General features: G+C 62.6%; 15 protein-coding genes. 3 read left to right on the forward strand and 12 right to left on the reverse strand.

Annotated elements, in window-relative coordinates:
* Positions 1–20: 20 nt before the first annotated feature.
* The 5 genes from AC1DRD_RS14480 to AC1DRD_RS14500 form a co-directional block, all read right to left on the reverse strand.
* Complete coding sequence (locus AC1DRD_RS14480; protein WP_478041900.1) at positions 21–2,051, reverse strand: SPFH domain-containing protein; 2,031 nt, start codon at positions 2,049–2,051, stop codon at positions 21–23.
* 73 nt (positions 2,052–2,124) lie between these two features.
* Positions 2,125–2,784, reverse strand: a complete 660-nt coding sequence (locus AC1DRD_RS14485; RefSeq protein WP_478041901.1) for a hypothetical protein — start codon at positions 2,782–2,784, stop codon at positions 2,125–2,127.
* An 88-nt stretch (positions 2,785–2,872) separates the two neighbouring features.
* Entirely contained in the window at positions 2,873–4,009 is a 1,137-nt protein-coding gene (locus AC1DRD_RS14490; RefSeq protein ID WP_478041902.1) for an SET domain-containing protein, read from the reverse strand.
* A gap of 183 nt (positions 4,010–4,192) precedes the next feature.
* Complete coding sequence (locus tag AC1DRD_RS14495) at positions 4,193–4,915, reverse strand: helix-turn-helix domain-containing protein (RefSeq protein ID WP_478041903.1); 723 nt, start codon at positions 4,913–4,915, stop codon at positions 4,193–4,195.
* A gap of 133 nt (positions 4,916–5,048) precedes the next feature.
* Positions 5,049–5,435 carry a winged helix-turn-helix transcriptional regulator gene (locus AC1DRD_RS14500; RefSeq protein ID WP_478041904.1) on the reverse strand — a complete coding sequence of 129 codons (387 nt, stop codon included), beginning with the start codon at positions 5,433–5,435 and terminating at the stop codon, positions 5,049–5,051.
* Positions 5,436–5,571: 136 nt separating this feature from the next.
* Here AC1DRD_RS14500 and AC1DRD_RS14505 point away from each other — a divergent pair, with 136 nt between their 5' ends.
* On the forward strand, positions 5,572–6,126 hold the full coding sequence (locus AC1DRD_RS14505; protein ID WP_478041905.1) for an FMN-dependent NADH-azoreductase: 555 nt from the start codon (positions 5,572–5,574) through the stop codon (positions 6,124–6,126).
* Positions 6,127–6,201: 75 nt separating this feature from the next.
* Here AC1DRD_RS14505 and AC1DRD_RS14510 read toward each other — a convergent pair whose 3' ends face one another.
* Positions 6,202–9,630: an autotransporter domain-containing protein gene (locus AC1DRD_RS14510; protein ID WP_478041906.1), complete on the reverse strand. Its 3,429-nt coding sequence runs from the start codon at positions 9,628–9,630 to the stop codon at positions 6,202–6,204.
* Positions 9,631–9,911: 281 nt separating this feature from the next.
* Between AC1DRD_RS14510 and AC1DRD_RS14515 the strand changes: the two genes are divergently transcribed.
* Complete coding sequence (locus AC1DRD_RS14515) at positions 9,912–11,057, forward strand: acyltransferase family protein (protein ID WP_478041907.1); 1,146 nt, start codon at positions 9,912–9,914, stop codon at positions 11,055–11,057.
* On the opposite strand, the gene AC1DRD_RS14520 is transcribed toward AC1DRD_RS14515, so the two are convergent.
* The 6 genes from AC1DRD_RS14520 to AC1DRD_RS14545 all read right to left on the reverse strand — a co-directional run bounded on the left by AC1DRD_RS14520 (position 11,054) and on the right by AC1DRD_RS14545 (position 13,230).
* Positions 11,054–11,299, reverse strand: coding sequence for a hypothetical protein (locus tag AC1DRD_RS14520; protein ID WP_478041908.1), 246 nt, complete (start codon positions 11,297–11,299; stop codon positions 11,054–11,056). The two genes, AC1DRD_RS14515 and AC1DRD_RS14520, sit on opposite strands and share 4 nt — an antisense overlap.
* A complete protein-coding gene (locus tag AC1DRD_RS14525) occupies positions 11,286–11,744 on the reverse strand; it encodes a hypothetical protein (protein WP_478041909.1) in 459 nt (152 codons plus the stop codon). The genes AC1DRD_RS14520 and AC1DRD_RS14525 overlap by 14 nt, the downstream gene beginning before the upstream one ends.
* Positions 11,744–12,409: a glycosyl hydrolase 108 family protein gene (locus AC1DRD_RS14530; protein WP_478041910.1), complete on the reverse strand. Its 666-nt coding sequence runs from the start codon at positions 12,407–12,409 to the stop codon at positions 11,744–11,746. Before AC1DRD_RS14530 ends, AC1DRD_RS14525 begins: the two co-directional genes overlap by 1 nt.
* On the reverse strand, positions 12,402–12,686 hold the full coding sequence (locus AC1DRD_RS14535) for a DUF7940 domain-containing protein (protein ID WP_478028665.1): 285 nt from the start codon (positions 12,684–12,686) through the stop codon (positions 12,402–12,404). The genes AC1DRD_RS14530 and AC1DRD_RS14535 overlap by 8 nt, the downstream gene beginning before the upstream one ends.
* Positions 12,687–12,760: 74 nt before the next feature.
* Positions 12,761–12,964, reverse strand: a complete 204-nt coding sequence (locus tag AC1DRD_RS14540; protein WP_478041911.1) for a hypothetical protein — start codon at positions 12,962–12,964, stop codon at positions 12,761–12,763.
* Positions 12,964–13,230, reverse strand: a complete 267-nt coding sequence (locus tag AC1DRD_RS14545; protein ID WP_478041912.1) for a hypothetical protein — start codon at positions 13,228–13,230, stop codon at positions 12,964–12,966. The genes AC1DRD_RS14540 and AC1DRD_RS14545 overlap by 1 nt, the downstream gene beginning before the upstream one ends.
* 112 nt (positions 13,231–13,342) lie before the next feature.
* On the opposite strand from AC1DRD_RS14545, the gene AC1DRD_RS14550 reads away from it, so the two are divergent.
* On the forward strand, positions 13,343–14,470 hold the full coding sequence (locus AC1DRD_RS14550; RefSeq protein WP_478041913.1) for an acyltransferase family protein: 1,128 nt from the start codon (positions 13,343–13,345) through the stop codon (positions 14,468–14,470).
* Positions 14,471–14,511: the final 41 nt, after the last annotated feature.

The raw sequence follows: 14,511 nt of genomic DNA on the forward strand, positions 1-14,511 counted from the left end.
CCGCGACCTTGTCTTGATAACTATTCAGCTGCGACCTCGGCGTCTTCGTCGGGGAGCGTGACGGGACCCCGATCATTGGCCGCGGGCGTAGCCAGCAGCGACATGCCTTTCTCCGACAACAGCATTCCGATCAGCGCCTGGAGTGCGCCGCCACCGGCGCCCGCGCCGGCATCGCCGCCGGTACTGATCTGCACCCTCGGCACAACGTCGACGCCAGACGTTTCCAGCGCCTGGGCCAGTCGCTCGATCACCTGACGCGTCAGCTGATATTGCGCGCCGCCCGAGGCAGCCGCCTGCTTCTCGATCGTCTCGGCAGTGGCGAGACCGGTCTTGGTGATGCGATCGGCCTCCGCGCCCGCCAACGCCACGACCTTCGCCGCCTCACCTTCACCAACGATGCGGATGCGGTCGGATTCGGCCTTGGCAAGCGTGCGGGTCTGTTCGGCTTCCTGCGCGGCGCGCTTCACCGCCGCCTTGCCCTGGTTCTCCTGCACCGTGATCGACAGTTCGGATTCGGTGATCGCGGTCTGCTGATGAGCACGCGCCTGCGCCTCGCGCAGATCCTTCTCGCCCTCGGCCGCGACGCGCTGCTTGGCATAGGTCGTGACCTGTTCCTCGGCAACCTGTCGTTCGCGCAATTGCTGCAGGACCTTTTCGATCTGGTCGTTGCCGGCCGCCGCGCGGGGCGTACCGATCAGCACTTCCTGCAGTTCGAGATTATAAGCGGTGAACTTTGCCCGCATCTGATCGCCCGCCTGCTCCTGGATGTCGGAGCGTTCCTGGAGCAACTGGATCAGCGTTTTCTTCTGCGCGACGTTCTTGAAATAGGCCGAAACCATCGGATCGAGCGTCTGCTCGACCAGTTTCTTGATATCGCCGAACCGCTGCACCACCAACGGCGCCTTGCGGTAATCGATATGCACGACGACCGACAGCGGCAGCGTGGGCTCAAACGCGTCCTTGGTAATCAGCGACACTTCGGACAAATTCTCGTCGAACTTGTGCTGTCCGGTCATCTCCTGGTCCCATTTGAGGATGAAGTTGGTCGTTGGTACGATCAGGATCTTCCCGGCATAGGTGTTGAACGCATATTTGCCCGGCAGCAGCGGATCGCTCCACACACCGCGCGTGCCGCGATCGACCAGTTCGCCATGGCGATAATCGTCGCCCGACGTGTCGGCACCGCTGTCGCCGGTGTAACTGATGACGACGCCCACATGGCCGACCTCGATCACCGTCTTGGCGACCATCTCCACCGTCGCGAACAGGCGGTTGATGAAATAGCTGCCCTCGACCAGCACCTGGAGCTGGCGGCCGCGACGACCGCCCGCCGCGATGAACTTCTCCGGATCCTGGAAGCTGTTGTGGAACGTCGTGTCGTCCGACTGGTCGGTGCCGACTTCGGGCGCGATGATCTGGTCGGCGGTCAGCGCCGGGCCGTCATGCACCGTGACGATGCCGATCATGTCGGACGCGTCCTTGATCACGACCGACTCGAAACCCGACCGCTCCTCGATCACGCGCTGCATGTTGCTGAACAGGTCGAAGTCGTTCGCCTCGAGCATCAGGCCGTAGAGATGCTCGCGCGTGATGATGACGAACTGCGCCAGGTTGATGGCGTATGTGCCTTCGCGCAGGATCGCGCGTTGCGGACCTTTTTGCCCGCCATCCTCCAGAAAGCGGCGCACGTCGAGAAAGTCGGCGGTGCGCAAATTGCTCGCCAGCGTCTGGGTCGGACCCAGTGGGGCGCCGTCGCGCGCGAAGACATAGCCGATCTGGCCTTGGGGGATGGTGACCAAAGGCTGCGAATGGACGCGATACTGGAACGGCATGAAGAAGTGATAGCCGCCGCGCAGGACAATCGGCTGGTAGCCGGCCTCGCCGTTGAGGGCGATCAAGCCGGAGGTGACGGAGCCGTTGCGGCTCCACAATTTCTCGACGATCGCGACGCGGTTGTTGCGCACGTAGCGAACGCAGCGAGAGAGGATGAACAGACAAGCGACAACAAGGGCCACGACGGCCGAAGCGCCGAGCACATACATATTTGTCATCTGTGGTGGGTGTCCTTGGGACCTAAAGAAGAGCGCACGATCGCGCTCTCCCTCTATTTAATGTGCCCCAAGTCTAGCTTCCAGAGAAATCGGAAGGACCATACCGATTTTCGACGTAGCGTGCGACCGCACGTGCGTCGCCATGGTTAAGCCTGCTTCGCTCGGCAGCCAGATCATTTAGCGCATCGTCGATCCGTTGTAGCGAGCGAGTCGCGAGTGCGAGAATGTCAGTTCGGGATTCGTCCGAAGCGGTGTCATTCGCCACCGCCATCGCGTGGACGACTTGTACGAGGTCGCGTGACAGCGCCTGATATCTCTCGTCGTCATGGTCCCACCTTGGTCGGGCTAGCACATCGACGAGTCGGCGAAGATCGGCACCGGGTAATGATCGTGCCTCGGCCAGCGCATGCGTGACGCGCATCCGGGAGTCATTTGCCGCGCGCCTGGGGTCGATCGCGTCGCGGTGACGGCGAAGGCCGACCAACGGCTCGAGAGCAGCCGTGACAAGTGTCGCTGCCAGTGCCAACGCCGCGTAGCCGGCCAGGAACCAACCGCTATACCCGAGCGCCAGATGGGCGAGGTCGCTAAGCGGCGCGCCCGCCGGCGCCGTGAACAATGTCGCCACGGCAACCGTCACGACATAGACGGGTACGGCAAAGTGCAGGAAAGCGCCGCCGACGATGCGCCAGGCGCGGATCGGTGCTTTGGCGATCAGGGCAGGGCGGACCGACACGCTATTCATGGACGTTGCGGCCCTCCTTCGAGCCCGCGACCAATGGCGGCGAATGTGGGGAGAAGCTGACGCGCTACAAGAGGGCGTCTCAGGCCGCGCGGTCGCGGCCGACCTCATCCTTCCGTCGGAGATAGGGCGCGATCAGATTGCGCGAACGGAACCATTCCTGGCGCTCGGGGCTCAGTGTCGAGAAGTTGCCGATCACGCGACGACAGTCGGACGTCTTGCATTGGCAGATCATGTGCCAGTTCGATTCCGCCAGCGTGGTCGAATAATCCCAGCAGATCTCCTCGCCCGGCGCGATATCCCGGATCGCGACCAGGAATACGCCCTGATCGGTGAAGCGCAGTCCGGCATTGGGCGCACAGCTATGGTTGACCAGATCGTCGATCCGCCCGGACGGGCCCATATAATGATCGGGCGTGACCTGGACGTATCGGTCCGATTGTCCGCGCATCAGGCTGGGAATGCGGTCGGCGCGGAAGCGGCGTCCGGTGAACGACATCAGCCGCTCACCCTCGGCGAACGGCGCGGCCGCGAACACCGCCTTGCCCAGATGGTTCTCACTCACCGCGAACAGATTGGTGGGCGTGCGGATGGCATCGAGCACGTAGAAGCGCCCGTTGCGGAAGCCCAGCGACCGCAAGGGATTGATCGTCGCCAACCCGACCATGAACCAGATGCTCGCGTGGCAGACCAGTTCGACCAGGATATAGGCATATTCGCCGACCGGGCTCCCCGGCGTACGAGCGGCGACCATCAACGTCGCGAGGTCTCCCAGCGTCCACAGGCCCCAGGCAGGCGAGCGCTCGCGACCGCGATCGGCGATCACGCTTGCCCAGGTCGGCCAGAAGCTGACCGGCACCGCGACCACCACCAGCATATGCGCCCAGAAAGCGTCGCGGAACATCGCCCAGATTGCCAAAGCGCCAAGGCTGGTCGCGATGCAGAATGTTTCGGTGCGCGTCGGCAGAGTCCAGGCCGATCTGCGCCACAAAGCGACCGTGATCGCGACGCAGGCGACGGTCGCGAACAGGAACACCCAGCGCTGCAGGCCTTCAGGGTTCACCGCGGCATAGGTCGACGCCTCGACCGCGGTCGCCGCCGACCAGATCAGCCACGATGCGCGGTTGGGCTCAACCAGATCCCGCTTCAGGCCGGTCAGGTATGCTGCATAGCCCGCGAAACTCGCGGCCAATGCCAACAGGAACAAGACCTGGACCATTCACCCCCACTCGGCTCGTCCACCATGCGCAACGCGATATTTACCATGTTGCCAGGAATCCGTCTATTCGAAAGCCAAGGATTCAGCGCGAGTCGTTAAGTGGTTGAGGTTCGATTCCATTTTAACGGCAGCGGGAGACTGCCGGCAATAAAGCGGCTGCCAGGAGGAAATGCGGCTGGCGATTTAGCCGCAGAACCCCAGTTCGCTACGCAGAGCGCGAGGGGATCTTCCCGTCTGGCGCATGATCGACCGCGTCATATGCGCTTGGTCAGCGAACCCCTCCGCTACTGCGATGGCCGCCAGAGCCGTGCCCGTCTCGATTACGCGGTCGACCGCTCGACGCGTGCGCGCGATCAGGCGAAACTGGGCAGGCGTGACCTCGAATTGCTGGCGGAATCCGCGCGACAGGCTGGCAGGATGGAGTCCGCGCTGCTCCGCCCATTTCGCGAGCGGCAGATCGGGCGCGGCGAGCAAATCCGCGGCGAGAAGATCGGGCCAGTCGGTGCCGCTGGTCGCCCCCACGATGATATCGCGATCGAGCAACTCTTGCGCAGCGAATAGATCGCTTTCCGCGAGCCGGGCGATCGCGTCAGGGTCGGCGACGCGGCTGCGCACCGGACCACGCCAGCGGCCTTTCAACGGCAGTACCAGCACTTCGGCGCCGCGCGGGTCGAACCGGTCGAGGTGGCGTTCGAAGGCGCCATGGACGAGGACATCGCCGGCAGAGACGCAATGCCGTCCGGTATCGCCCGCCTCGACATAGCCGCCCGCCAGCACGATCGCGGCAAAGGGCCGTTCATGAAGATGGCGGTGGAGCGTTTCGCCACCCCCGTGGCGCATCCGGCCCGGCGGTGCGGCGCGCGGCGTGCAACACGAACAGGAAGGCGAATTCGGTTCAAGACCCATGATCGCCGATCCTATACCAGCCCGTCGCCAGACAGAAAGGTGATCGTCCGTGTTCCTGCTCGTGACCGGTCCCTGCCAATCAGCTATCGCCGCGACGGCAAGGTGAGCGAGGCGATCGTGATGCCGCGCGACCTCATTCCCGATTGAGTTTGCTGTCCTCGCGCGCGTCCGCCACCACATCGAAACGCTGTTGCGCGGTCTGGATCACCGTCAGATGATCGACCGCCCAGCGCGCGAGTTCGCCGACCGGCTGCTGCAGCGACTGGCCGAGTGGGGTCAGCTCGTAGTCCACCCGGGGCGGAATGCTGGGGGTCACCGTTCGCGTCACCAGGCCGTCACGCTCCAGCCCGCGCAAGGTGAGCGTCAACATGCGTTGCGAGATGCCCTCGATCGAGCGCCGCAACTCGCTGAACCGCTTCGGCCCATCGGCCAGCGCGTTGATCGTCAGCATGCTCCATTTGTCGCCGACGCGCTGGAGCACGCCGGTCACGCCGCGGCATTGCGGACCATGAGGATTCACTGCCGGCTCCTTCGGTAACATCGTTGATACCGGGGCACATAGGTTATCCTCATTGCCAAAAATGTGCCTTCTTGCGACGCGGATGATGGCAGTTATCTAGCGTGCCTCAGTAACTAATCAATACCAGCGAGGCACCATGATCATCCTTCACGTCGACAGCAGCATCACCGCGGAAAACAGCGTCACCCGCTCGATCGGAGAGGCGGCGGTCGCCAGGTTGAGTGCGCTTCATCCCGAAGCCGAAATCCGGCGGCGCGACCTCGCTTTGGATCCGCTTGGACATGTGACCTTGGGCGATCTCGGCGACACATCGCTTGCCGAGGAGTTCCTCGCCGCCGACATCGTCGTGATCGGCGCGCCAATGTATAACTTCAGCATTCCCTCCAACCTGAAAGCCTGGATGGATCGCCTCGCGATCGCCGGCACGACATTCCGCTATTCCGAAAAAGGCGCGGAAGGACTGGCCGGTGGACGCAAGCTGATCATCGCCTCGGCGCGCGGCGGCTTTTACGGGTCCGACACCGGACGGGCCTGGCTCGACCATCAGGAGGCCTATCTCCGCGGCTTCTTTGAGTTCCTGGGCGTGACCGACATCGCCTTCATTCGCGCGGAGGGGATCGCGATGGGGTCTGATGCGCGGGCCAGGGCACTCGAGGATGCGAAGATCGAGGCGACCGCGATCGCTGCTTAAGCCCCGCTCCCGCGGACACAAAAAAAGCCGCCTTCCCCGAAGGGAAGGCGGCTCGACCATTTCACAGGTATCAAATCAGAAGCGGAAAGTGATGCTTCCGCGATAGCTCTGGTTCTTCACGTCGCTGCGGTCGATCGTCGTGTCGACACCGACCGACAGCGTGACGTTCTTCATGTCGACAGCAAGGCCGCCAGAGGCTTCCCACCAATCCTTGTCGCGGCCCGTCAACGCAAACTGCGCGGCAGGTCCGACGCCCCCGACGAAGTTCGCGCCGAACGACGCCGGCTGGTTGTCGAAGTCATGGACGTAATAGCCGGTCAGATATGGCCCCACCTTGCTCTTGCCCCCGCCCAGCGTCAGACCGAGGCGGCCTTGGGTCGAGTGCGCGCCTTCGCGATCGATCCGCAACGCCATCGGACCGCCGGCCTCTGCAGTATCGGAAAAGCCGATGTCGCCATAGCGGAGCGCCGCGCGCGGCCCGAGCTTGAGCCCACCCAGGTTCGCCATCCACGACACGCCGGCCTCGCCGCTGACGGCCAGCGCCTGATCGTTGGAGCGTAGCGTATAGGGCGTTCCGACCAAGCTGGCCGATCGCACCATATGCGTATCGAACAAGCCGGCGGAAAACACGCCATCCAGCCCAAAGCTATTCTTCAGACCAAGCTTGCCGTACAGGGTGCCCTGATAGAGTTCACCCTTGGCAGTGGCGCCCGTCGTCGTGGTGCCCTGGGTGCTGGTGTAGGATAAAGCGAAACCGACCGTGAAGGTCGAACTCACCTGCTTTTCGACGCCTGCTGCACCATACCAGCCGTCGAACGTGTCGCGGCCACCCACGGGGAGCGCGGTCGCCATCGGCGCGCTGTTGCCGTTCAAATAACCACCCGCGAAGAACACGCTGACGTCGTCGGGCACTTTGCCGGTGGACACGTTGGTAACCTGAGGCGTGCCGGCGCCACCGGACTTGTACGATCCCATCGGGCCGACGTTATTCAGGTTTGCCATGACGCTGAGCGGTTGGCCGATGATCGCCACCGTGCCGCCCATATCGCCGTTACCCAGCGCACCGAGCCGGTCGCGATAGAAGCGCGCCATATTGTCGGTGGCGACGGTACCGAGCGCGGTCTTCAGCGTCTCGGTCCGCGGCGCCCAGCTCTCGAGCGTCGAACGGATCGTCGCTGCATTCTGCAGGTCTAGCGGCCCGTAAAGCCCTGCCAGGGCGTTGTAGCTGCCGGTACGATCGCCATCGAGCAACCTGGCATAAGCGGCCTGCACCGGCGAGTTGGCTGACACCACATCGGCATATTTGCCGGCGACGATCTTCACCTTCACGTCGTTCGCCGAATAGAGGAATTTCGGCGTCAGGATCGCGCTCAGCGCGGTCGTGTTGAACGTCCCCGCCAATTGGTTCTGCGCGGTCAGGATCTGATAAGTGTCACCATCGCGGATCATATAGCCCGACACCGGTGCGAACAGCACGGTGCCGCCGATCGATGCCAGCCCATCGACCGCCACACCCGGCGCGCTAAACTGATTGGCGACGACCGCCAACTTGTCCGCCGCGCCGTTGGCGCCAAGGTCGATCAGCAAGACGTTGCCCGACGACAGCACCAGATTGCCACCGACCGTCAACGTGCCGATCGAGCCCACACTACCCGGCGCGATCATGCCGGTGACGCTGGTCAGATACGGCGTGTTGATCCGACCACGGCCGTCCAGCGCGCCCGAGAACAGCAGATAATCACCGACCGAATTCATCGTTCCGTCGACCGTGATCCGGCCATTGGTTTGAGTGACGTCGATCAGACTGGTCAGCGACCCGCCATTGGCGATGTTCAGCCGCGCGCCCGATCCGGCGACGGTCAGGCGATCGACCGTAACCTTGGTGTCGAGCGTGGTGGTGCCCGCGGCACCCAGGGTGACATCGAAATAGGCCGCGCGGGTATGCGTAGCGGCGTCTGGGTCGCGGTCGTTCGGCACGAAGTTGCTCGCGCCCGGGAGCCCATTATCCAGCGTGGCATCAGGGATCGGGCTGGTGCCCGGTTGGCCGCCCGCGGGAGTGAACTGATATTCGGTCCCGTTATACGTCTCGACGCCGGTGGTGGTGTTGTAGCAGTCGCTGTTATTGCCCTGCTCGATGCAGATCTCACCAAACTTGCCTGACGTGCCGTTGACGCCGTCACCCAGTGTCGAGGGAACGCCGTTGACGAGGTTGCCGCCGACGATCGTCATATAATTGGGGTCGATATTGGTGACCCAATGCGTCGGGTCGGCCCAGTTCGCATCGCCCGCTTTCGACCCGACATAATGGTAATTGTTGTTCGCCGCGATCCAGTCCCAATAGAGATAGAGCGGCTGATAGAAGGACGATGTGCCGTAGCTCGCCGATGGCTGGTTGTTGAAATACCGGCTGCCACCCGACAGCACGCCGATCACCAGCTTCTTCGAAAACCTATTGTCGAGGATCAGCGGACCGCCCGAATCGCCAGGTGCGGTAATGCCTTCCTTGGGCAAGGCATTGTCGCGGAACAGGTTGAAGTCGTAGATGCTGGCGTTGAGCCCGCCGCGGCGCGGGTCGTCGAAATCGAGCTGATAAAGGTTCTGTGGCAGGCCGTCATTCACGCCGAACAGGAACCCATCGACGTCGTCGAGCGACCCCAGCAGGCCGATATAGTTTTCCGCCACGCGACGACGGAAATCGACCCCGCGAGTATCGCCGGTATTGCCCGTGCCGCTATCGCCGTAACCAGTGATCGTGACGTGATAGCCGCTGCCCTTGGCGGGATCGATCGATCCCGGCGCCGGCAATTGCGACAGCAGGATCGCCCAGGTGGGGACATTCGCCGCCGGCGTGTCGAGTGTGGCGATGGCGATATCGCCCTGCAGGAAGTTGTTGCCGACCCCGAGCGAGGTCGACGCGGGATTATAAGTGACCTGATTGACGTTGTAGAGGTAGTTGGCGACGTCGGTCCGATAACCGCCGTACAACCAGTTGCCGAACGCCGAATTACCCGCGGCGTTGTTGTTGGCCCGGAACCCAAAAGCGATCGGCCGGCCGCCATTGTCCGCGCCATAGCCCCATGGGTCCTGGAAACCGGTCTCGTCGGGATCCTCGTTCACGCAATGCGCGGCGAAGATGACCGTACGCGGGTTGATCAGCGTGCCGGTGCACAGGCCGATAAAGCCATTTTGCTGGTCGATGATCATTTCGCCGATGCCGGTCACGTCATTGGCGTCGAGTGCGCCGTTGGGCGGCGCCGATGAATTCGGATTGCCCGGCTGCGAAATGACGATCTGCGGTTCGCGGATCGAAGTTTCGGGCGGCGCGACCGAAATGGCGTCCTGCGGCGAATAGTAATTGCCGGTCGGCGCATTGGCGCGCGGATTGGCGACGGCATCGACGGTCTGGGCATGGGCCGTCGCGGCAGCGACAAGTGAGCCCAGTGCGGCGGATGTATTCAAGGCAAAGCGAAGACGCGCGCTGTGGCGCGCGGAACGATGCGACATGTTTATCCCCTCTTTTTGGCCCTGTTTCCCGCAGAGCGAAGAAAGGGTCGCTAGCGTGGGTCGTGATCCGGTCAATCGGAATTAGACAGCGATTCGGACATATTAGGCGCCCGGAGCGCCGCTTCTCGCAAATGGTTGCGAGATGTGACCGTCCCGCCACAATCTCGATCAACGTCGCGACACCACGTCGTGCGGACAATCCCGGGCACGAGTCCGGTTCGAGGATCGCTTTGACGCAGCGGTCATGGCGTCGCGCGGGCGGCGGTGGCAGGCGTTGCGCGGTGAAGGCCTATTCGGTACAGGACTGCCGCGCATATCAAGCAGCGCTATGGAGGCCGATGGCGCGACGAACGGAGGCCTTCACGCTAATCGATGGCATGCGAGGTTTAGCCGCGATCGCGGTCGCCTCGCTGCATTGGCAAGCCATTAGCGCGCCTTGGTTTTTTGCTGCGAGCGGTGGCCTTGCCGTAGATCTGTTTTTCTTGCTGAGCGGCATCGTGATCGCGCACGCATATGACGATCGAATTGCAAGCGGCGAGCTCAATACCTCCCGATTCATGCTGACGCGGCTTATCCGCTTTTGGCCGCTCTACGCACTGGGAACCCTGCTCGGTGGCGTCGCGGTTTTTGTGGCAATGGCAACAGGACGGGCAGGCTATTACCACTCCTACGGCGAACTCCTCTCAGCGATCATGCTGACGTTGATGTTTATCCCTCAGGGGTGGGGAGCGAAGCTGTTCGAGCTCAATCCGCCATTCTGGTCGCTGCTCTGGGAATTGGTGGCCAATTTCATATTCGTGCTGTTTTGGCGACGATTGTCGGTCAGCGTCATGGCCGCGATAATTGCCATCGGGGCAATCGGAGTGATCGCGATCACCCTGATCTACGGCCAGCTTTCTGCGGGTAGTCTGTGGGAGACTGCCGGGGCGGGGCCAATACGGGTATTGTTCTCCTTCTTCCTCGGCGTTCTCATCTATCGAACCGTCCCACGTGCAAGGGTCCGATCGCAGTTGATCGGGCTAGCATGCGCGGCGCTGCTGATTGGTCTGTTCGCAGCTCGCCCGGGCTCATGGACGGCGGTCTATCATTTGCTCTGCGTGCTCCTGATCTTTCCCGCGGCTGGGGTGCTGGCCATGCGGGTCGACGTGGGTGGTCTCACCGCTCGGGTTTTCAAGCAGCTGGGCGACGCATCGTATGGCGTCTATGTATTGCATATGCCGGCGCTAATCTTCGTCAGCTGGATCGTCAGTCACGCCGGTCGCGCCGGTGTGTCCCTAGGGCCTTTCCTATTCCTCATCTGCTGCCTGCTGCTGGTTGGCGGGGTCTTGTTTCTCGACCGCACGTTTGATCGGCCCGTCCGGAAGCGAATGATGGACCGATTTGGCCTCAAGACGAGGCGTTCGTTGCCCGACCCAGAACCGATTTAGTCGATCTTGGTTTTCGGACAGTTCCCCGGCATCTTTCCGGTCTCGAATATGGCCTTTACGCACCGGTCATAGGCGTTGCGCGCGCCTTGCCGGTTGTTGAGCCGCGCAACAGCGCCGATCGCTTCGGCCAGCAAGTCCAGCTGCTCGCCAAATTCGCCCTTGTCGATCAGGATCAGTTCGCCGGATTTCCTGCCGGTCAGGGTCGGCAGGCGCTCGGTCCTGGTCGTCTCAGCGCTCGGCATCGGCAGCGTCGGCCGATCGGTTCGCATCGACGACGAGAGCGTTGAGGTGGTCCCGCACGCTGTCAGCGTCGACAGCATTAGTGGAACGAGCGTCGCCATTAAGCGTGCCCGGCGTCGCATCCAGCGCATCGTGCATCTCCCTGATCTTGGTTCGGACGAGAATATCGGTTTTGTCGTCGGCGACTGCGACACGCCTGCCGATGGCATCGACGGTCGCCTGAGCCTGGCGTTCGTCGGCGCGCGCGACGGCGACGGTCTTGGCGTGTGCCTTCTCGGCCCGCACCTCAGCTTTGGCCCCGCCGGCGGTTTCGCCCTTATGATAGACCAGCGCGATCATGGCGCCGATAGCTGCGAGTGCGACCAGGACCGGTACGGCCCAGCCGAACAGGCGAGCGGCCCAGCCAGGCCATTTCCAGCCAAGCGCGAGGGAAATGAGAAAGGCCATCAGCTGTCTCCCTTGCCGCAGGATCGGCGATCGACATTGCCGATCCGGTTACGCAGCCACCCCTTGAGAAAGGCGCGGAGCTTGGGGTTAGCGGCGGCAAGCCGACGATATTCCGCAGCTTGCCGGGCATCGAGCGCGTCGAGTGTCGCGGCGCAAGCGGGGATGACGCCGAGCTTTGTCTGGAGCATCCGATATGCCGCGACGTCGACAGGCCCCAACGACGCCGCACTGTCCGGCAGGCGCGCCTCACCCAGCGCGTTCATCGTCAGCCGGTACCAGCGATTGGGTCGCCGCGGCCCCATATTGACCGCGGTGTCGATCAACTCGCCGGCAACGGCGGGGTCGATCTCGACCAGCGGCATATAGCCAGGCGCGGCGATGTAGCTCCGCACATAGACGGCATCGGCGCAAATGGTCGCGGGGCCGTCGCAATGCTGCGGGAACCGGCGCATGTCACCGCGATACCCATAGTCGCGAGCGACTTGTTCGGTGACGCCGTAGCTCGTTGCGCCGCCCGGATCGCGGGCGTCGTTCACATAGCCGCCTTCGACGGCATAGACGCCGGCAAGGATGACCGCGACGGCCGCGGCGATGGCGCCCTTGCTGGCCCAGCCGGCACGCGCCGCCGCGTCGCTCTCAACGAAGCTGTCGATGCCTTCAGCCATTGGGCGCCGCCTTCTTCTGCGCCACGATCCGCGCCACCATGATGGCGACGAACAGGATTACGGGGATCGAGTGGAGCAACGGTGCGGGAAGATATGCCCGCATGTCGTACGGCATGGCGTTCCACGCCGCCGAGAGCGCGTCGGGGAACCACTGTGCCAACGCGGTGACGATGGCCCCGAACGCCGCCAGGCGCATGGTCCAGAAACGCCACCACAAGCGCGCGTCATCGATCAGCCGGGCGCGGACAAGCGCCCACCATTTGCGTAGCAGGTTCATGGTTTCCTCCACTTGCGGCAGCGCCGCGCGTCAGGCTTGGTCGTAGGTCTCCGCGATCGCGGCGGTCGCGCGGATCAGCGGGTCGTTGGCGAGTGTTCGTCGGCGAGCCGCTCCGGCTCGTTGAGGTCGGGCTCGAGTGCCGGCGGCGGGAATGATTCACGCAACATCGGCGCGACCTGAGTGATGCTGATCCGTGGCCGCGTGATAGTCATATGGATCGGCGGCACCATCATCAGCGCCAGAGCGAAGAGGATGAGCATCGAGCCCGGATCGAACATCACGGTTGTCCTGTCCTGGTTTGGCCGGATGAGGGGACGAGCACCTCGAGCTTTGCCTCGATCCGCGCGGTGCGCTCATTGATCTTGTCGAGCTTGTCGGCGTCGGATTCGCGACGGGTTTCCAGCGCGGTGAGGCGGCGTTCGTGCTCGGCCAGTTCGTTCATCTTGCCGCCGCCCGCCCATAGGAAGCCCGCGATCAGGAAGATCGTCGTGATGACGGGAAGCCACGCCAGCCAGGTTGGCGGGGCTTTGGCGGGCCTGGTCATTGGGGGTGCTCTCATTGGGAAGGGGCGTGGAGGTGTTTGAGGTCAATCTAAGTGAGCTCGGCATTGTCGGGTGGTGCTTTCCCCCGGCTGTCGAAGCGGATACCGCGTCGACATGTCAGAAAGCGCGAATCGAGCGGCACGGTGTACTGGTCAAACGAAAGCGGACGCCGCTAGCGCCAATCTCATCAAGCCACTAACCAGTATTCGGTTCTTCGCAGCAATTTTCGTTGTGATGTATCATTCGGGTTCCGGGTTCATCACCGCACAGCCGCATATTCCCGGCATTATTAAGTCAGTGCTGTTGAACGGCTATACCGGCGTCACGTTTTTCTTCGTACTGTCCGGCTTCATTCTGCACCACACCTACCGCTGCAAGCTAGTCGACCGGGAAAATATCAAACGATTCGCCGTTGCTCGGTTTGCTCGCATTTACCCGGTATACCTAATCACTGTGATCGTGATGTTCCCGTTTGCAGGCGTGAACTACGACTGGCGCGATGTGCCGCAATTCTTGCTTTTGCATTGGTGGATCACAGCGCCATGGCCGCTTCTCGCCATCTGGAACGGGCCGTCGTGGACGATCTCGGTAGAGGCGTTTTTCTACTTTTGGTTTCCCTGGCTCACTACCGTAGCGACTAAGTTGTCAACGCGGTCGATCTATATAGCCCTTCTGGCCTTAGCGGTTCTGGACTTCGCAACCGGCAGTTCGGCGTTCTTCTCGCTGCATCCGGCATATTTCGAATGGCTCCGATGGGTACCGACGCCGATCATCCGGTTGCCTGAATTCGTGATCGGGGTGCTGGTCGGCGAGTTGCATTTCAGGCGTGCTGGGAAGCGCTTTCCCGTGCCGTCGTGGGTGCCGATCGCCGTGCTTTTGTTGATGCTATGCATATCGCACGAGCCATGGGTAGCGTCTGCCGTGACGGTGTTGGCGGCGCTGCTTATCTTGGCCATTGCGGGCGATTATGGCTCGATCGTTGCTAGAGTTCTCCAACAACGTTGGCTCGTGCTGCTTGGCGCGGCGAGCTATTCGCTATATCTGCTCCACCAGCCGGCGCACTTTTACATGACTTGGCTGTTGGGCGAGAGCAAATGGCTCGTGCCGTTACAGTATTTGGTAGTCGTCGGAGGTTCCGTCGTGGTCTTCCTCTACATCGAAGAGCCAGCGCGCGAATGGATCCGATCACGTGTACGTATGAAGCCATCTGTTATCGAGGAAGTCGCTGATCGCCCACTCTGATCGCAATTCTCGTTGGCCGAATAGCGGCGGCGCTGATAGAC

The sequence above is a fragment of the Sphingomonas sp. P4_G2 genome (genome assembly GCF_056401155.1).